This is a genomic window from Pararhizobium sp. IMCC3301 (assembly GCF_030758315.1).
Taxonomy (GTDB): Bacteria; Pseudomonadota; Alphaproteobacteria; order Rhizobiales.
Map to the genome: position 1 here is coordinate 2930577 of NZ_CP132336.1, position 17806 is coordinate 2948382.

Below are 17806 nucleotides of genomic sequence, written 5' to 3' on the forward strand. Positions count from 1 at the left end.
CGGGTAGGGTCAGGAGAACCTTGGCGTTTCATCTTAGAGATGTGTTGGTTTTACTTGGAGCTATGTGGCTTCCCAAAAATCCGTCCGCAAATCAGTATCGTGCTCAAAAGAGTCATCAGCAAGGCGAAGGGAATATCTCTGAAGCGGCTGTAAAACGTGTCGGCAAGCACTTCCGGCAAGGCAGTGTCGATGATGCCTTCAGTGCCGAGCGGCAGACTTTGCTCAACGCGTCCGAACCCGTCCACGACAGCGCTGATACCGGTATTGGCCACCCGGATCAGGGGCAGTCCTTCTTCGACCGCCCGCATTCTGGCCTGCTGGAAATGCTGGTACGGCCCTGCGAGACGGCCAAACCAGGCATCATTGGTCAGATTCACAATCCATTGCGCAGATCTGGCGCCTGAACCTGTGGCGCGGATGTCGCGATCAGAAAACCCGTCATGATCGGCTGCGGAAAATCCTGGAAAAATCGCTTCATAGCAAATCAACACACGCATTGGCGGCAATGCCACATCGAGCGGGTCGGAAGCTGCAGCTGGGCCGGGATCCATCAGGTTGCTGCCTGTCCCGGATGCAAACCCACCCGGAACAGTCACCAGATTGGCAATTCCGAAGCGCTCCAGAAGGTCCATGAAAGGCATGAATTCACCAAATGGCACGAGACGCTGCTTGTCATAAAATCCCACCGGCTCGGCGCGGTCATTAAAGGCGATCATTGAGTTGTAGAATTTCAGATCCGGAGGTGCCGGAGGTGCCGGAGATGCCAGAGCTAATTGTGACAAAGCTGAATCCAGCGGCCTGACGCGGACAGCACCGGCCAGAAGCATCACCCCTTTCGGCAACAATGCATCGATCCGTGACAAGGCATTGGAATTCTGCAGCACCAGAAATGGAAAGGCCGATTCCGGCCAGATCAGAGCATCGATCTGGTCCAGTCCGGGTGCGGCACTCAGATCGAGATGGGTTTGAAAAACCGCCTCTTCATTGCCCTGACGCCATTTGTCCCGCTGACTGATGTTGGGTTGCAGCAGCCGCAGCATGACCGGAGCGGTGTCACTTCCCGCAGGTAGCGGCTGTGCAAGCCGCCAGAAGCCGAACGTGGTATGACCCGCGAGCGCCGCTGCCGCGACCAGCAGCACCGCCAAAGACGGCCAATTTCTGGACCCGTTGACTGGCAAAAAAAATAGCGCGGGACTCGATGCCACAAGAACCGTCAGCAAGGTAACGCCCCACAGCCCGAGCACACTTGCGCTCTGCATGAACAGCGGGGTCGGCATCGCGGCGTAACCAAGCGCGTTCCACGGAAACCCCGTCAGAATATGGCCGCGCAGATATTCAGCCAGTGTGAAAAACACCACCAGGCTGAGAATTTTCTCCGCATTGGAGCGCCACAACAGAACGCTTCCTGCCGCCGCAAGGCCCCAGAACAATCCCAGGCCCGCCGGAATTCCGGCCACAGCAAATGGCAGGGCCCAGGCAAATGTCCAGCCATCGACCAGCACCGCCGAGCCAATCCACCACAGACCTGCAAGGAAATAACCGAAACCGAAACACCAGCCGAGCCAGGCCGCCATCCGTATTTTCCGGCCCAATGTCCCGCAAATTGTCTGGTCGGCAACGGCGCTGTCGAGAATCAGGCAGAATCCGCTGAACGAGATCAGAAGCGCCGGCGAGAAATGAACCGGCGCCATTGCCAGCGCCGCGAATGCTCCGAGCAGGATCACACTTGCCGCTCTGCGTCTGCCGCGCAGCGAGAGCAGCGATTTCAACATGGAGTGCACCATATTACAGCACCTGTCTTGATTGACGGGCCTGCACAATTGGACTCAGTCAGCCAACAGGCCGCTAACGGCCAAGGGGAAGTGGCGTCGGTGAAAAGCCTATTGCGGAGTGCTCGGGGTTTCAGTGTGCGGCAAATTCGCCGGCTCCTGGGCGCTGGGATCGGAAGTCGTCGGTTCCCGGTTACGATTGGTGGCAATCTTGCTGCCGATCTTGCGGCGTCGGCGGTGGATACGCAGCCGTTTGATGCGCCGTGGATCAGCTTCCAGAACTTCAATCTCAAACGGTCCGGGTGCCGGAATAAGCTCGCCGCGAATTGGAATTCTGCCGACCAGTCCGTAGACCAGCCCACCAAGGGTATCGGCATCCTCGGAATATTCGCCAAGTGTGAATTCCGGTCCGATAACCCTGACAACTTCATCCAGATCGGTTTTTGCGTCGGCAACAAAACTGGTCTCGCTTTCGGCGACAATTGTGGGCTTTTCATCCTCGTCATGCTCATCTTCAATGTCACCGACAATGGTTTCCACAAGGTCTTCCATCGAGACAAGCCCGTCCGTACCGCCATATTCATCAATGACCAGCGCCATCTGAATACGGGCCACCTGCATTTTTGCCAGCAACGCCGATGCTTTCATTGATGGCGGGACAAACAGCACCGGCCGAATGAGTGCGGTGTCTTCCAGAGAGGCCGCCAGATCAATCTGCCGCAAATCCAGATCACCCGCCATTTTGCGCCGTCGCTTGACACCGGGATCCGGTTTGTAATCCGCTGTCTTGGTCATGTAGACCAGCACATCCTTGATGTGGACCATGCCGCGCGGATCATCCAGCGTGTCACCGAACACCGGCATGCGGGAATGCCCTGCATTGCGGAACAGGTGCAGTAATTCGGCCAGATTGGTGGTGATGGAAACTGCATCAACATCGCCGCGAGGCACCATGACATGCTCTACCCGCACATCGCGCAACGCCAGAATATTGCTCAGGAACATCCGTTCATCGGCGCTGAAATGGCCGTCATCGAAACTGTCATCAGACAGCGCGAATTGCAGGTCCTGGCGGATGCTGCCATTTTTGATGCCAAGGATTTTCTTGAACCGGCCCAGAATGCCATCCCGGCTGGAGCCGTTCAATGTTTCCGGGTTGGTGTTTTCCTGGGGCAGGGGAACTGAAGAAACGCTCAAACTGGGTGCGGACTCGCCAGATTGGTCAGATGAACTTTCAGCAGAGCTGTCAGATTTTCTGACAGAATTTGAAGAGGCGGGCATTTCTGCGATTCTCAATGTGTCTTATTTCAAAAAATGTAGGCCATGCTTGGCGTTTTGACACGTCCTTTGTGGCGGATTTCCGATCCGCACGGCTTTACACTGCCATATAAGGGTCAACAATTCCCAAACCTAGAAGAATTTCCACTTCCTGCCCTTCCATGTCCTCGGCCTCTGCATCGTCTTCATGATCAAAACCTGCCAGATGCAGAACGCCGTGGACAATCAGATGGGTCAGATGGTCCTGCAGGGATTTGCCGGTCTCGTCAGCTTCACGCAACACGGTATCATAGCTGATTGCAATATCGCCAAGATAAAGCGCCCCGCTGTCTGCATCCGGTTGTTCGTCCTCATTGGCAAAGGAAAGCACATTGGTCGGCTTGTCCTGATTGCGAAAGCGGGCATTCAGATCCTGCACCTGGGCGTCATCGGTCAGCAGCACCGTGGCTTCAAGGGCACCTGAATAATTGATCACCGGCTGACAGGCCTGTGCCACCCTTGCGCAAAGACCGGCAGGATCGGGAACATCCTGCCAGCGCGGATCGCCGGCCACACAGTTCAACCGGAACTGTCCCGGTTCCGGTTCAGGCGCAGTTCCGTCAGGCATTTTTCCTGCCGCGGGCGATCTGAGCGCCGGCCTTGTCATATGCGCGGACAATGCGGGCCACCAGCTGGTGGCGCACCACATCCTGATCAGTGAAGCGGATCATTGAAATGCCCTCGACATTTTCCAGCAACCCTGTGGCTTCAACCAGCCCGGAAACCTGTCCCGGCGGCAAATCCACCTGGCTGGAATCGCCGGTGACGATCATTTTCGAATTTTCCCCAAGGCGGGTCAGGAACATTTTCATCTGCATCGAAGTCGTGTTCTGCGCCTCATCGAGAATGACAATGGCATCGGCCAGGGTGCGCCCGCGCATGAACGCCAGAGGGGCCACTTCAATCATGCCCGATTGCAGGCCCCGCTCCACCCGTTCCGGCGGCATCATGTCATACAGCGCATCATACAGGGGACGCAGATAGGGATCGACCTTTTCGCGCATGTCACCGGGCAGAAAGCCAAGCCGTTCCCCGGCTTCCACGGCCGGACGCGACAGGATCAGCCGCGACGCCTCGCCGCGCTCCAGAAGCGCGGCCGCATAGGCAACCGCCAGATAGGTCTTGCCAGTTCCCGCGGGTCCAAGACCGAACACCAGCTCATTGCGCTGCATCGCCCTGATATAGGCATCCTGGGTCGGCGTGCGGGCAATCACGGTTTTGCGCCGTGTCGAAATCTGCGACATGGCAACACGGGCGCCCTTGCCGCGATTGTCGTCTTCCAGGATCGGCAGCGAGGGTTGCGCGGTTTCAGCGCGCACCATGCGGATCACGCCATCCACATCGCCGGGCGACAATTCATCACCAGCGGCAAGACGCTGATACAGGGTTTCCAGCACATCGCGGGCTTCGCCACAGGCTTCCTTGCTGCCGCGCAGGGTTACCTGGTTGCCGCGCGCCAGCGCTTCGACGTTCAGCAATTGCTCCAGCAATGCCAGATTCTGATCAAATTGCCCGAACAGGTCTCCAACCAGACGATTATCGTCGAACACCAGAACAATCTGGTCCTTTTCTGTCGCTGGAATTGCCAAATCGCGAATGGCATCGCCGCGCATGTCAGCCGGGGCGAAAAAGAACATTGGGTTCAAATCAGAATCTCTCAGGTTTGGGCGACTCACTAGGCCGCACTGGCATTAGGTGATGCTATCAGTTCCGCAGACAAGCTGAATTTTGTAATACCGGTAATCCGCACCGGCTGCAAAGTGCCGATCAGCTGATCCGAGGCCATGACATGCACCGGCTGCAGCCATGGCGAGCGTCCGCCCAGCTGGCCCGGTTCACGGCCCTTGCGCTCCAGAAGGATCTCCATCGTGCTGCCGACCTTGGAAGCGTTGAAGGCAATCTGCTGGTCGTTGAGCAGGGCCTGCAGCCGCTGCAACCGCGCTGATTTTACATCTTCGGGCACTTGCTCGTCATGGCCTGCGGCCGGTGTGCCGGGGCGCGGGCTGTATTTGAACGAATAGGCCTGGGCGTAGCCGATCTCGCGGATGAGCGACAAAGTGTCTTCAAAATCCGCCTCGGTTTCGCCGGGAAATCCGACAATGAAATCGCCCGACAAGGCCAGATCAGGCCGCGCGGCGCGGATTTTTCCGATCAGTTCCACATAATCGCGCCGCGTGTGGCGCCGGTTCATCGCCGCCAGCATCCGGTCGGAGCCGGACTGGATCGGCAGGTGCAGATAAGGCATCACGCAGGCAATATCGCGGTGCGCCGCAATCAGGCTTTCATCCATATCGCGCGGATGGCTGGTGGTGTAACGCAGCCGCGCCAGACCATCGATCACCGCCAGCTCCTGCAGCAACCGGCCAAGGCCCTGGCTGGAGCCATCGGCGGCTTTGCCGTGATAGGCATTGACGTTCTGCCCCAGAAGGGTGATTTCCTTCACCCCGGCAGCTACCAGAGCGCGCGCCTCGGCCACAATATCAGCCACCGGGCGCGAGACTTCTGCGCCGCGCGTATAGGGCACCACGCAAAAGGTGCAGAACTTGTCGCAGCCTTCCTGCACGGTCAGAAAGGCAGTAAAGCCTCGTGCCCTTGTGACAGCCGGTTTTGCTGCCGGAAGGTGCTTGAACTTGTCTTCTTCGGGAAATTCGGTTTCGACCACCGAATGCCCCGCCTCGACCTGCTTCAAAAGGCCCGGCAGACGGTGATAGCTTTGCGGGCCGAACACCAGATCCACCACTGGCGCCCGGCGCATGATCTCTTCGCCCTCCGCCTGGGCCACGCAGCCCGCCACGCCGATTTTCATCACTTTGGCATCGGCACCGCGCGCATCGCGGATTTTGCGGATGCGGCCGATTTCCGAATAGACTTTTTCCGCAGCCTTTTCACGAATGTGGCAGGTGTTGAGGATCACCAGATCCGCTTCTTCCAGCTTTGTCGTCTCGGCATAGCCTTCCGGCGCGAGCGCATCGGTCATCCGCGTGGAATCATAGACATTCATCTGGCAGCCATAGGTTTTGATGAAAACCTTCTTGCCGCGCGCCGTCGCATCCGCTTCCGGGTGCGGGTTGATCTCTGTCTGGTTTGTGCCGGTCTCGACCATGCTGAAGTCCTGCGGTTCAGCGCTTGTGCGCCAAAAATTCTGTTCTGGATACTGTTTCCGGCGTTCTAACGCGTTTTGTCCCGGTGGCAAAGGATAGAGTTAGATCGTGTCATGATTACAGTGAACCATTTGTCTTGGAGTGCTGACGGCCCGGTTTGCGCGCCTGCTCCAGCTGTTTCAGCACTTCGGCTTCCATCTGCTTTGCCAGAATCTTGCGGTTGGTGTCCGGGTTCACCTCGACCGGATCGCCAAACACGATATGTGCCTGCAGACCGCCGGTGGTGATCACCGACCATAAATGCGGCACCAGATCGACATCGCCGATCCAGGCCGCGCGGTCGGCTTCCATGCGGCCAAGCGCAATGCCCTTCAAGTGTGTATAGGCCAGTGCAACCGGCTGAACGAAGAGATCGACATCATGCTGATCTTCAAGCCGCGCCGCAGTCGCCACCACCGCGCCGATCAGGGCGCTTTTGAAGGGCAGGATGCCCCATCCCTCGCTGCTGGTGCCTTCGGGAAACAGCACCAGCGCATCATGGCTTTCCAGCCGCTCGACCATGGCGTCAATCGCGACAGCGGTTTTGCTGCGCCGCTCACGCTCGACGAAAATCGTGCGCTGCCATTTCGCCAGCCAGGAAAACACCGGCCAGGCTGCGACGTCGGCTTTTGCGACGAAGGACAGCGGCGCGGCCCGCGACAGGATGATGATATCGAGCCACGACACATGATTGCACAGATACAGCACCGGACCCGGTTGCGGCCTGCCCGAAACCTTTGTGCGCACACCCAGCGTCCAGGACGATACAATGTGCCACAGACAGGCAGATTTGTTCGCAGATTTGGGAGCAAACAACAGCAACAAGAGGTGGAAAGGCAGCAGCAGGAGCGTGAAGAGGATCAGCAGCAGAACCCGCAAGACTGCAAAAAGGCTTGCCAATGCCGGGCCCTATTCCAGATCGCTGCGGTTGGGCTTTTTCATCGGCACGGCATAGAGTTCAAGCCGGTGATCAACCAGCCGATAGCCCAGTTCTTCGGCAATCAGTTCCTGCAATTGTTCAATCCGCTCATTGCGGAATTCGATGACATGGCCGTTTTTGACATCGATCAGATGATCGTGATGTTCGTCGGGCACGGTTTCATAGCGTGACCGGCCGTCGCGGAAATCATGACGCGCGATAATGCCCTGTTCTTCAAACAGCCGCATCGTGCGATACACCGTCGAGACCGAAATATTTGCATCGATGGCCGCAGTGCGGGCATGCAGTTCTTCCACATCGGGATGATCGTCAGACTGTTCCAGCACGCGCGCAATGACACGGCGCTGTTCGGTCAAGCGCAGGCCTTTTTCGCCGCATTGCTGTTCAAGCAGGGACGTTTTGTGGGCATCGATCAGTCTGGGTGCCATTGCAGCCATCCGCCAGAGATGTGTTGCTTCAAGTTTCGATTAACGAACATTGCAGGCCATGACAAGCGCTGTGCCGCCGGAGACGCCCTCACGTTTTTGTGCAGGAGTATAATAGCCCTTGCGCACACCGACCTGCTCAAAACCCAAATCCCGGTAGAGATGCAAAGCCGATTGATTGTTTTCATCGACCTCCAGAATCAGCTTGTTGATGCGATCTGCATAGAGTTTGCGCAGCGCCTCATTCATCAACAGGCGTCCCACACCGCGCCCTCTGGCGTGAGGGCTGACGGCAATGGTCAGGATTTCCGCCTCATCGGCGGCGTGGCGCAGCAGTACAAAGCCGGCAGGCCGGTTGCGGATCAGCGCCCCGGATTCAAAAGCGAGAAAACCGAAAACATTGCTCTGCCGCAGCAGCCCCATCATATCTTCCGTTCCCCAGGCCGGATCAAAGCCGGTGGCATGGATATCCGAAATTGCCGTAGCATCCTCCACGTCAAGCGGGCGCAGCAGGATTTCCCGGGTAATCAGGCGGGCAGGGTTGAGGAACGAGATCACAGCGACACCTCGTGATGAGCGGTTGCGACAGGACGCAATACATGTTTTGCCGATTGCGGCTTTGCGTCGGCGCCACGCAGATAAAGCGGCCTGGCCGGGTTGTCTGCGGCGTTCATGGTGTGGCCGAGTTCGGCTATTGTGGCAATGTCGGGAAAGGCGGTATCCAGGCACTGTCGGCCCGGCGATTGTGCCAACTCTGTCGCGGCTTCTATCAATGACACGCCGGAGCCGATCAGGCACAGTGGGTGCGGCAGGGCGTCGATCCGCGCCGTCAGATCGCTGATCTGGATCAGGCTGGCCTCAATGCGCACCGCTCCATCCCGGTCAACCGCCTTGACATAGGCAGCATCGCGCCGCGCATCGCAGATAGCGCAAAATGTTCGCGCAGACGGATTTTTTCCAGCCGCCTGCCGCACCAGGGCATCAAGCACACCGACACCGACAGCTTCAATGTTCAGACTGGCGGAGAGGACACGCGCTGCCGCCAATCCGACCCGCTGGCCGGTGAAGGACCCCGGACCCGTCGTCACCGCGATACGTTGCAGATCAGCCGCGCGCAGGCCGCTATCGGCCAGCAGCCGGGCAATCTGACCGATCAGCACTTCGGCATGACCCCGGCCCAGATCCCGAGTGTCCTGGGCCAGAAGCTGCAGCCTGTCATTCTGCCATCGCGAGAGCGCGACCGCACACAGGGAATTGCAGGTATCAATGCTGAGCTGAATCATAAGACAGATACGATCTCAAATTCTTTTACGGCGCTGCCAAGCCTTACCTGGCTGCATGGAGCACAGTCCTGAACCGTGCTCTGAAACAAATGCCGGACCCTGCGGCCCGGCATGAAAACGTCGAAACACGGCGATAGATCATCAGATGACGGGACGCACTTCCTGAACATCAGGGACGAAATGGCGCAGCAGGTTTTCAATGCCGTGTTTCAAAGTCGCCGTCGAAGACGGACAACCGGCGCAGGCTCCGCGCATATGCAGGAACACCACACCGTCTTTGAAACCCTGAAAAGTAATGTCGCCGCCATCATTGGCCACAGCGGGGCGCACCCGCGTTTCGAGCAATTCCTTGATGACTTTGACCGTTTCCGCATCACTTTCTTCAAAAAACTCGCCACTGGTCTCGTCAACCTGTGCTCCGGTGTCGTTGAGCACCGGCTGGCCGGACATGAAATGCTCCATGATCGCGCCCAGAATGGCGGGTTTGATATGGGCCCACTCGACATCCGATTTGGTAACCGAAATGAACTCCTGACCAAAGAATACGCCATCAACGCCTTCAACTGAAAACAGTTTCTGCGCCAGAGGGGATTCCTCGGCCTCCGAAACGCTGCGGTAATCGCGCGTCTCCTGTGCCAGAACGGTCTGTCCCGGCAGGAATTTCAACGTGGCAGGGTTGGGTGTGGCTTCTGTCTGAATAAACATGGAATCAAACTCCCCGGAGACGGCATCAATCTGCGCCGCATATGTTTTATCGTCAATCACCGATATAGGCTAAATTTGGCGATGTAAAAGGTCTAAATTAGAACTATTCTAGACTGGGAGGCGCTTTTCCGCAATATCAAGGTCCCGTCATTCCGGACCCGTCGCAAACCTGCTCCCGCTCAGACAATCGCGTCCATATCCTCATCGGTCAGATCGCCGGGGACAATGGTAACGGGAATCGGAAAGGCGTCGCTCTTGTTGGCAAGCGATGCAATCAGCGGGCCGGGGCCTTCCGAACCGGCGGCGGCGGCGGCCAGAACCAGAATGGCAATATCCTCGTCTTCCTCGATCAGTTCCATGATCTGGGGTGCGCGCTGGCCTTCCAGAATCACCAGTTCCGGACGAATGGTTGAAACCGAATTGACCTCGTTTTCATACCGCGCCAGCACGGCTTCCGCTTCTTCGCGGGCTTCGGCGCGCATAATGTCCTCCACGCCTATCCAGTGCTGAAACTCGCCGGTGGAGATGACATAGAGCAGCACCAGACCGCCGCCTGTGTGCTCTGCGCGTCGGGCCGCATAAATCAGAGCGCGGTGACACTCGGGCGTGTCGTCAATCACCACCAGAAACTTGCGGCGGTGACCTTCTTCTCTACTTTTGCGTTGCTTCATCATGGGCGGATGCTGCCATTGCCTGCTGTTGTCGGCAAGTAATTTGTCATGACACAAATCCGAATATGGCTTTGACATCGCGCAGAACAGGCGCCGCAAGCACCCGCGCCCGTTCTGCCCCGTCGCGCAGCACAGCATCGACATGATCTGTATCATCCATCAGGCGGCGCATTTCCTGGGTGATCGGTGACAGCGTCTGCACCGCCAGATCAGCCAGAGCCGGCTTGAAGGTTGAAAACTCGGCACCGGCGAATTCGGACAGCACCTTTTGCGGCGTTTCGTCGGCAAGCCCGGCATAAATATTGATCAGATTGCGCGCTTCCGGCCGCTCAGCCAACTCCTCAAGAGTGTCCGGCAATGGCGCCGGATCGGTCTTCGCCTTGCGCACCTTTTTCGCCAGTTCATCGGCATCATCGGTCAGATTGAGCCGTGACAGATCGGAAGCGTCGGAGCTCGACATTTTCTTGCTGCCATCCCGCAACGACATCACCCGCGTACCGGCACCGGTAATCAGTGGCTCAGGCAGCGGAAAGAACGTCTTGTCGGCACCGACCCCCAGTCCGAGCCGGTCGATTTGCTCAGCAAAATCCATATTGAATTTCTGCGCAATGTCGCGCGCCAGTTCCAGATGCTGCTTCTGATCTTCGCCAACCGGGACCAAAGTTGCGCGATAGGCCAGTATGTCGGCTGCCATCAGATCGGGATAGGCGAACAGGCCGACGGATACATTTTCGCGATTCTTGCCGGCCTTGTCCTTGAACTGCGTCATGCGGCTGAGCCAGCCCATGCGGGCAACGCAATTGAACAACCATGCCAGCTCGGCATGTTCCTTGACCTGGCTCTGATTGAACACGATATGTTTCGCCGGATCGATGCCCGCAGCCAGAAAGGCAGCGGTCACTTCGCGGGTTTTCTGCCGCAGCACGTCAGGATCCTGCCAGACCGTGACCGCATGCAGGTCGACAACACAATAAACGCAATTGTAGCTGTCCTGCACGGCCACAAAGCGCTTGATGGCACCAAGATAATTGCCAAGATGCACGTTACCGCTGGGCTGGATGCCGGAAAACACCCGAGGTTCAAAACCGGAAGCTGCCGTATTCATGAATAACTCTTGTTACAGGAATTGAAGGACACGCCCTTATGACGAAGCCGGACGTGGCTGGCAAGACTCAACCTTTGGACCGGCGGCGGATGCGGCGCAAAATCGTCAGCACATTGAGAACTCCGGCGATCTGGCAAAGCAACCCGAACAGGGCCAGGCTGACACTTGCAAGAATGGCCATGCCGAGAAATTTCTGCACAAACAGCTCATTGACCAGCAACGGCTCCAGCCAGTTGGCACCATAGTAAATCCACACGCCGGTCAGGGCGGTTGCCAGCAGTAGACGCGGAACGCGCCGATGCAGGCTTTCATCCCAGATAAAATGCCCGCGTTTCCACAGCACGATGCCCAGGCACAGCGCATTGACCCAGCCGGCCACAGACGTGGCGATTGCAATTCCCACATGCTGGAACAGTGGGAACAGCGCCAGGGAAACCCCGACATTCACCGCAACCCCGATGCCGGCAAAATACATCGGTGTCCTGGTATCTTCGCGGGCGAAATAACCTGGTGAAAAAACCTTGATCAGCACGAAGGCGGGTAATCCCCAGGCGAAGGCCGCAAGTGCCGCTCCGGTCGCCTTTGTGTCGGCGGGGGAGAAATTGCCGCGCTCGAACATCAGCCGGATAACATCATCAGGCACCAGAAACAGCGCCATTGCTGCAGGCAGGGTCAGCGCCAGCGCCAGTTCGAATGCCCGGTTCTGGGTGTCGCTGGCAATTTGCGCCTCATCTCTGCGAATATGACGAGACAGCACCGGCAGCAGCACGACGCCCATGGCGATCCCGACAATCCCGAGTGGAAACTGATACAGCCGGTCGGCATAATACAGAAACGAAACCGCACTGGCCTGGGTTGAGGCGATGATTGTCCCCACCAGGATATTGACCTGGGTCACGCCGCCGGCAATCACACCCGGCAGGCCAAGTGCCAGCAAGCGCTTCACCGATTTGGTCAGACGCGGCCGTTTCAGTCGGAATTTGAAGCCGGTTCTGCGGAACGCCCAGTACAACACCCCCAATTGCACAAAGCCGGCAGTGAACACGCCCCAGGCCAGCCAGTAGCCCGAGATCGGCGTATCGCCAAAACCGCGCAGCCCGATGACAGTCAGAGCCGAAATCAGAATGATGTTCAGCAGAATCGGGCCATAAGCGGCGGCGCGAAAATGCCCGAATGTGTTCAGCATCCCGCTCAGCATCGCAATCAGGGACATGCACAAAAGATAGGGGAAAGTGATCCGCGTCAGCCAGACAGCCAGATCGAACTTCGCCGCATCGCCCAGAAACCCCGGCGCCAGCACAGTCACAAACAGCGGTGTTGCAATCTCTGCCAACGCCGTCAGCAGCAACAGTGCAAACAGGAAAACTGCCAGAACCTCGCTGGCGAAATGGCTTGCCCGGTCGGGCTCATTTGCCGCTTCACTGTCTTCCAGAGAGCGGGCGAATAGCGGCACAAAGGCAGCGTTGAATGCCCCTTCGGCGAACAATCTGCGAAACAGGTTGGGCAGCCGGAATGCCACCAGAAATGCGTCGGCGACCGGCCCTGTTCCGACAAAGGCGGCCATCAGCAGATCGCGGACAAAACCTAGCAGCCGGCTGAGAAGTGTAGCAAAGCCGACGGTAAAAAAGTTGGAGAAGAACCTCAAGCCGACGGTCTTTCATGAGTTGCCGGCGGAGTGTTGCGTTTCGCTTTGGTTGGCACATGGCCGGCAGTCCCCGGCTTGGTCATGAATACCCGCAACAGCCGGTTCTTGATGGTTCTGTGTTTGCCCGGGTTAGTGATTTTTTCGCCGATCAGATCGGTGACGTAGAAACCGTCCAGTGCCCGTTCGCCAAAGGTCGCAATATGGGCCGAGGCAATATTCAAATTGAGGTCTGCCATCGCGGTGGTCAGATCGTAAAGCAGTCCGAGCCGGTCGAGACCGGAGACTTCAACCACTGAAAACAGATTGGAGACCGTATTGTCGATCGTAACCGTCGGTTCCAGTGAAAACGCTTTCTGACGGCGTGTTTTCTGGCTCTTGCTGGCGAGCACGGCGGGCAGATGCAAAGACCCGTTCAACACGTCTTCAATCAGTTCTCCGATTCGCGCGCCACGGCGCAGCTCATCAGCATCATCGTTGAATTCACGATTGATGAAAATGGAATCCAGCGCCTTGCCATTGGTCGTGGTGAAAATCTGCGCGTCGACAATATTGGCGCCGGCCACCGCACAGGCCCCGGTCACATAGGCCAGCAGCCTTGGATGATCCGGCGCGTAGACGGTGATCTCGGTAATACCTTCAAAGGATTTGGTGTGAACGCCGGTTGCAAAACTGCGTTTGGAAGTTTCCACATCATTGATAAACCGGGCATGGTAGATCATGGTTTCCGGGTCGACGCGCAGCCAGTAAGCCGGATAATGCAGTTTCTGATAGGCATTGACCTGGCGCTGGTTCCAGACCTTTTCGTCGCCGCGTTTTTCTTCCCTCAAAGTGCTGCCAAGCCGTTCCATGGCGCGGTGCACGCGTTCGCTCTGTCCAACCTGGGTGAAGCCGCCGGTCAGCAACGGCTCGGTCTCGTAATACAGCGTGCGCAGCAACTGGCCTTTCCAGCCGTTCCAGACTCCCGGACCCACTGCCTTGATGTCGCAGACTGTCAGGATCACCAGCATTTTCATCCGCTCGAACGTCTGCATGCAGCCGGCAAAATCCTGAATTGTCTTGCGGTCCGCCAGGTCGCGCGACTGCGCGATGGCGGACATCGTCAGATGTTCCTCAATCAACCAGGCGACCAGCTCCGTCTGCGCCGCTGTCAGGCCGAAACGCGGACACAGTTTGCGCGCCACTTTTGCGCCAGCGATGGAATGATCCTCATTCCGTCCCTTGGCGATGTCATGCAGGAACAGGGCGACATACAGCACCACGCGATCCTTGATTTCCGAAAAAATCTTATTGGCCAGAGGGTGTTCCGCTTCCAGTTCACCGCGGTCAATTTCCGACAGAATGCCGATTGATCTCAACAAATGCTCATCCACCGTAAAGTGGTGATACATGTTGAACTGCATCATCGCCACGACACGGCCAAAATCGGGGATGAAGCGGCCCAGAACACCGGTTTCATTCATCCGCCGCAAGACAGTCTCCGGCTGGTTCCGGCTGGTCAGAATATCCAGAAAAAGCCGGTTCGCCTCCGGATTTTCCCGCACTTTCTTGGTAATGAATTTGAGCGATCTGCGCACCAGCTGAATCGTATCGGGATGGAACGCGACATTGTGTTTGTCGGCCAGCCAGAACATCCGTATCAGATTGACCGGATCGCGCTGGAATACGGTTTCATCTGCCGCCGTAATGCGTTTGGTTTCCAGAACGAAGTCCTTCGATCCGCGGATTTTGCGTCTGCGCCGTCCGGTCAGATTGAGGAACAGCCGGTTCAGGCCCGGGGCATCCTTGGCATTGGATTCTTCCAGTTGGGCGCAGAAGATGCGTGTCAGATCGCCGACATCCTTGGCAATCAGGAAATAGTGCTTCATGAAGCGCTCAACAGCAGCGAGCCCGCCATGTTCATGATAGTCCAGCCGTCTTGCCATTTCCGTCTGAACGTCAAATGACAGGCGTTCTTCAGGACGTCCGGTGAGAAAATGCAGATGGCAGCGCACCGCCCACAGAAAATCTTCGCATTTGACGAAAAGATTGTGTTCCTTGCGGGTCAGAACGCCGAGTTTGATCAGCTCATCGGTCCGGTCGATGCCGTAGAAATATCTGGCAATCCAGAACAGGGTGTGCAGATCGCGCAGGCCACCCTTGCCTTCCTTGATATTCGGTTCCACCCGGTATCGCGATGCGCCGGAGCGTTTGTGGCGATCGTCGCGTTCTTCCAGCTTGGCAACAATGAATTCCCTGGCCGTTCCGCGCACCACATCCTTCTTGAAGCGTTCGGTCAGTTCAGCAAACAGCGCCTGGTTACCGCACACATAACGCGCTTCCAGAATGGAGGTGCGGATTGTCATATCGGTTTTGGAAAGCCGCACACATTCATCAATGTTACGGGTAGCATGGCCGACCTTGAAGCCCATATCCCACAACAGATAGAGCACATATTCCACGACGCTTTCGCCCCATGGCGTCTGTTTGTAGGGCAGCACAAACAGCAGATCGATATCGGAGCCGGGGGCCAGAGTGCCCCGGCCATAGCCGCCGACCGCCACCACAGACAGTTTCTCGGCCATCGACGGATTGCTGCTGGGAAACACATGGCACAGGGCAAAATCCAGAATGCAGTGCATCAACTGGTCCTGCAAGTTCGACAGGCGCCTGGCGCAGGCTGTGCCGCTGCCGTCATCCTGCAGCAGGGCTTCCGCCCGCTCGCAGCCGCTCTGGTAAGCCTGTTTCAGCGCCGTGAGGGCCTCGGAGCGAACCTCGGATGAATCGCCCCGTCCGTCGTGATTTTCAACAATGCCGTTCAAAGTCCGCGCAAGCGCGTACGGATCAATCAGCGGGGTCTGCGTTACAAGTGCGGCCATGATTTCGCTTTTCCGGTGAAAGGCTCCGTGTGTCAAGCACCGAGCCCTTCCAACAGACCGGCACGCAGCTGAAAAATGTCACAGCCGGTCTGCTGAAATGCTAGCGGCTGCTGATATTTATAGAATAAACCGGCTCAAATCCGTATCCTTGGCCAGTTCCGCCACATTGGTGCGCACCAGTTCAGCATCGATCTGGATGGTTTCGCCACCACGATCCGTTGCTGTGAAACTGATTTCTTCCAGCAGCTTTTCCAGAATGGTCTGCAGCCGTCTGGCGCCGATATTCTCCACCGATGCATTGATCTGCACGGCAAGACGGGCAATCTCGGTGATAGAATCCTCGGTGAATTCCAGCGTCACGTCCTCGGTTGCCAACAGCGCCTTGTACTGCTTGATCAGGCTGGCTTCGGGTTCTGTCAGAATGCGTTCAAAATCTTCTTGTTCCAGCGCCCGCAATTCAACCCGGATCGGCAGGCGACCTTGCAGTTCAGGCAGCAGATCCGCCGGTTTGGCGACATGGAACGCGCCGGAGGCAATAAACAGAATATGATCGGTCTTGACCGGACCGTGTTTGGTGGCCACCGTTGTGCCTTCGATCAGCGGCAGCAGATCACGCTGCACGCCTTCGCGCGAGACCTCGGCGCCGCCGCGATCTGCGCGCGCACAGATTTTGTCGATTTCGTCGAGAAACACGATGCCGTCATTTTCCACCATTGTGATTGCATCAGCAACAACCTGCTCTTCATCCAGCATCTTGTCGGCTTCTTCGCTCAACAGCAAATCATAGCTTTCGCGCACATTGACGCGGCGTTTCTTGGTGCGCCCGCCCATTGCCTTGCCGAACAGATCATTGAGATTCATCACTCCGACGCTGCCGCCGGGCATGCCGGGAATATCCATTCCGCCTAACGGATTGGAGGTATCGCGCACATCGATCTCGATTTCCTTGTCATCCATGCTGCCGTCGCGCAATTTCTTGCGGAAGGATTCCCGCGTGCTCGGACTTGCGGTATCGCCAACCAGGGCATCCAGCACCCGTTCTTCGGCTTGCAGATGCGCTTTGGCTTCAACGGTTTTGCGGCTCTTTTCCCGCGTCTGGGAAATTGCAACCTCAATCAGATCCCGGATAATCTGCTCGACATCGCGCCCCACATAGCCGACCTCGGTGAATTTGGTGGCTTCAATCTTGATAAACGGCGCATTGGCCAGTTTTGCCAGCCGCCGGGCGATCTCGGTCTTGCCGACGCCGGTCGGCCCGATCATCAGAATGTTTTTGGGCAGCACTTCCTCGCGCATCACCCCTTCCAGTTGCATACGGCGCCAACGATTGCGCAACGCCACTGCGACAGCGCGCTTGGCGTCCTTCTGGCCAATAATATGGCGGTCGAGTTCCGAGACGATCTCGCGTGGAGAAAAATTGCTCATACAGTCCTCTGAAAACGGATTTTTGTTAGGTCCATAATATGTGTCACGCCGTCTGGCGTGCGATAGTCGCGCAAGGGTTCAAACCCTGCTTTTTGGTAGGCTCTGATAGCGAACTTATTATCCGCATCAGGGTCGATCACAAGATAATCTGCGCCCTCTTCAAACAACCGGGCGCAAAAGCCACGGACGATGAGCACGCCAAGTCCTTTTCCGGTGTCCCGCGCTGCTCCGATAAACATATCAATGGCGATGGCCTTCTGCTCCAGCTCTACGGCCCAGGGCGCTTCATCGCTATACATGGCAGGACGCCAGCACTGGATGTAACCCACCGGCCTGCTGTCCACCGTGACAACAAATCCCTGTTCAGCAGCATTGCCAATTGTCTGACGCATCAACTCGATTTCGCGCTCGGGATCACCCCACCACAACTGCACATGCGGTTCTTTCAGCCAGACTTTCAACAACGGCAGCGCGGCCTCTGTCAAAGCGTCGAACCCGATATGTGGTGCGCAAGCGGGCAATTACC

16 protein-coding genes are annotated in these 17806 nt (G+C 57.3%); all 16 read right to left on the reverse strand.

What is annotated here, in order from left to right:
- Positions 1-50: 50 nt before the first annotated feature.
- The 16 genes from lnt to RAL88_RS14280 all read right to left on the reverse strand — a co-directional run bounded on the left by lnt (position 51) and on the right by RAL88_RS14280 (position 17801).
- Positions 51-1772, reverse strand: a complete 1722-nt coding sequence (gene lnt, locus RAL88_RS14205) for an apolipoprotein N-acyltransferase (protein ID WP_306264393.1) — start codon at positions 1770-1772, stop codon at positions 51-53.
- Positions 1773-1880: 108 nt separating this feature from the next.
- A complete protein-coding gene (locus RAL88_RS14210; RefSeq protein ID WP_306264395.1) occupies positions 1881-2966 on the reverse strand; it encodes a hemolysin family protein in 1086 nt (361 codons plus the stop codon).
- Positions 2967-3144: 178 nt separating this feature from the next.
- Positions 3145-3654, reverse strand: coding sequence for an rRNA maturation RNase YbeY (ybeY, locus tag RAL88_RS14215; protein ID WP_306264397.1), 510 nt, complete (start codon positions 3652-3654; stop codon positions 3145-3147).
- Entirely contained in the window at positions 3647-4699 is a 1053-nt protein-coding gene (locus RAL88_RS14220; protein ID WP_306269702.1) for a PhoH family protein, read from the reverse strand. The genes ybeY and RAL88_RS14220 overlap by 8 nt, the downstream gene beginning before the upstream one ends.
- 62 nt (positions 4700-4761) lie before the next feature.
- Positions 4762-6189 carry a tRNA (N6-isopentenyl adenosine(37)-C2)-methylthiotransferase MiaB gene (gene miaB, locus RAL88_RS14225; protein WP_306264398.1) on the reverse strand — a complete coding sequence of 476 codons (1428 nt, stop codon included), beginning with the start codon at positions 6187-6189 and terminating at the stop codon, positions 4762-4764.
- A gap of 115 nt (positions 6190-6304) precedes the next feature.
- Positions 6305-7126, reverse strand: a complete 822-nt coding sequence (locus tag RAL88_RS14230; protein ID WP_306264399.1) for a 1-acyl-sn-glycerol-3-phosphate acyltransferase — start codon at positions 7124-7126, stop codon at positions 6305-6307.
- A gap of 9 nt (positions 7127-7135) precedes the next feature.
- Positions 7136-7582: a Fur family transcriptional regulator gene (locus RAL88_RS14235; protein ID WP_306269704.1), complete on the reverse strand. Its 447-nt coding sequence runs from the start codon at positions 7580-7582 to the stop codon at positions 7136-7138.
- A gap of 51 nt (positions 7583-7633) precedes the next feature.
- A complete protein-coding gene (locus RAL88_RS14240) occupies positions 7634-8149 on the reverse strand; it encodes an N-acetyltransferase (RefSeq protein ID WP_306264401.1) in 516 nt (171 codons plus the stop codon).
- The gene (gene tsaB, locus RAL88_RS14245) at positions 8146-8874 is read right to left on the reverse strand and encodes a tRNA (adenosine(37)-N6)-threonylcarbamoyltransferase complex dimerization subunit type 1 TsaB (protein WP_306264403.1); all 729 of its coding nucleotides are present in this window, start codon (positions 8872-8874) and stop codon (positions 8146-8148) included. The genes RAL88_RS14240 and tsaB overlap by 4 nt, the downstream gene beginning before the upstream one ends.
- A 141-nt stretch (positions 8875-9015) precedes the next feature.
- Positions 9016-9579 (reverse strand): NifU family protein, encoded by a 564-nt coding sequence (locus tag RAL88_RS14250; protein ID WP_306264405.1) that lies wholly within the window; start codon positions 9577-9579, stop codon positions 9016-9018.
- Between the two features lie 179 nt (positions 9580-9758).
- Positions 9759-10253 (reverse strand): universal stress protein, encoded by a 495-nt coding sequence (locus tag RAL88_RS14255; RefSeq protein ID WP_306264407.1) that lies wholly within the window; start codon positions 10251-10253, stop codon positions 9759-9761.
- A 43-nt stretch (positions 10254-10296) separates the two neighbouring features.
- Positions 10297-11355 carry a tryptophan--tRNA ligase gene (trpS, locus tag RAL88_RS14260; protein ID WP_306264409.1) on the reverse strand — a complete coding sequence of 353 codons (1059 nt, stop codon included), beginning with the start codon at positions 11353-11355 and terminating at the stop codon, positions 10297-10299.
- 67 nt (positions 11356-11422) lie between these two features.
- On the reverse strand, positions 11423-13000 hold the full coding sequence (murJ, locus tag RAL88_RS14265; protein WP_306264411.1) for a murein biosynthesis integral membrane protein MurJ: 1578 nt from the start codon (positions 12998-13000) through the stop codon (positions 11423-11425).
- Positions 12997-15855: a [protein-PII] uridylyltransferase gene (locus RAL88_RS14270; RefSeq protein ID WP_306264413.1), complete on the reverse strand. Its 2859-nt coding sequence runs from the start codon at positions 15853-15855 to the stop codon at positions 12997-12999. Before RAL88_RS14270 ends, murJ begins: the two co-directional genes overlap by 4 nt.
- A gap of 117 nt (positions 15856-15972) precedes the next feature.
- Positions 15973-17280: an ATP-dependent protease ATPase subunit HslU gene (gene hslU, locus RAL88_RS14275; RefSeq protein ID WP_306264415.1), complete on the reverse strand. Its 1308-nt coding sequence runs from the start codon at positions 17278-17280 to the stop codon at positions 15973-15975.
- Positions 17277-17801 carry a GNAT family N-acetyltransferase gene (locus RAL88_RS14280; RefSeq protein WP_306264417.1) on the reverse strand — a complete coding sequence of 175 codons (525 nt, stop codon included), beginning with the start codon at positions 17799-17801 and terminating at the stop codon, positions 17277-17279. Before RAL88_RS14280 ends, hslU begins: the two co-directional genes overlap by 4 nt.
- Between the last annotated feature and the right edge of the window lie 5 nt (positions 17802-17806).

Coding starts and splice junctions, on each gene's coding strand:
- RAL88_RS14270 (WP_306264413.1), bottom strand. CDS start 15,855: ATGGCCGCACTTGTAACGCAGACCCCGCTGATTGATCCGTACGCGCTT.
- lnt (WP_306264393.1), bottom strand. CDS start 1,772: ATGTTGAAATCGCTGCTCTCGCTGCGCGGCAGACGCAGAGCGGCAAGT.
- ybeY (WP_306264397.1), bottom strand. CDS start 3,654: ATGCCTGACGGAACTGCGCCTGAACCGGAACCGGGACAGTTCCGGTTG.
- RAL88_RS14255 (WP_306264407.1), bottom strand. CDS start 10,253: ATGATGAAGCAACGCAAAAGTAGAGAAGAAGGTCACCGCCGCAAGTTT.
- RAL88_RS14250 (WP_306264405.1), bottom strand. CDS start 9,579: ATGTTTATTCAGACAGAAGCCACACCCAACCCTGCCACGTTGAAATTC.
- miaB (WP_306264398.1), bottom strand. CDS start 6,189: ATGGTCGAGACCGGCACAAACCAGACAGAGATCAACCCGCACCCGGAA.
- trpS (WP_306264409.1), bottom strand. CDS start 11,355: ATGAATACGGCAGCTTCCGGTTTTGAACCTCGGGTGTTTTCCGGCATC.
- hslU (WP_306264415.1), bottom strand. CDS start 17,280: ATGAGCAATTTTTCTCCACGCGAGATCGTCTCGGAACTCGACCGCCAT.
- tsaB (WP_306264403.1), bottom strand. CDS start 8,874: ATGATTCAGCTCAGCATTGATACCTGCAATTCCCTGTGTGCGGTCGCG.
- RAL88_RS14220 (WP_306269702.1), bottom strand. CDS start 4,699: ATGCGCGGCGATGCCATTCGCGATTTGGCAATTCCAGCGACAGAAAAG.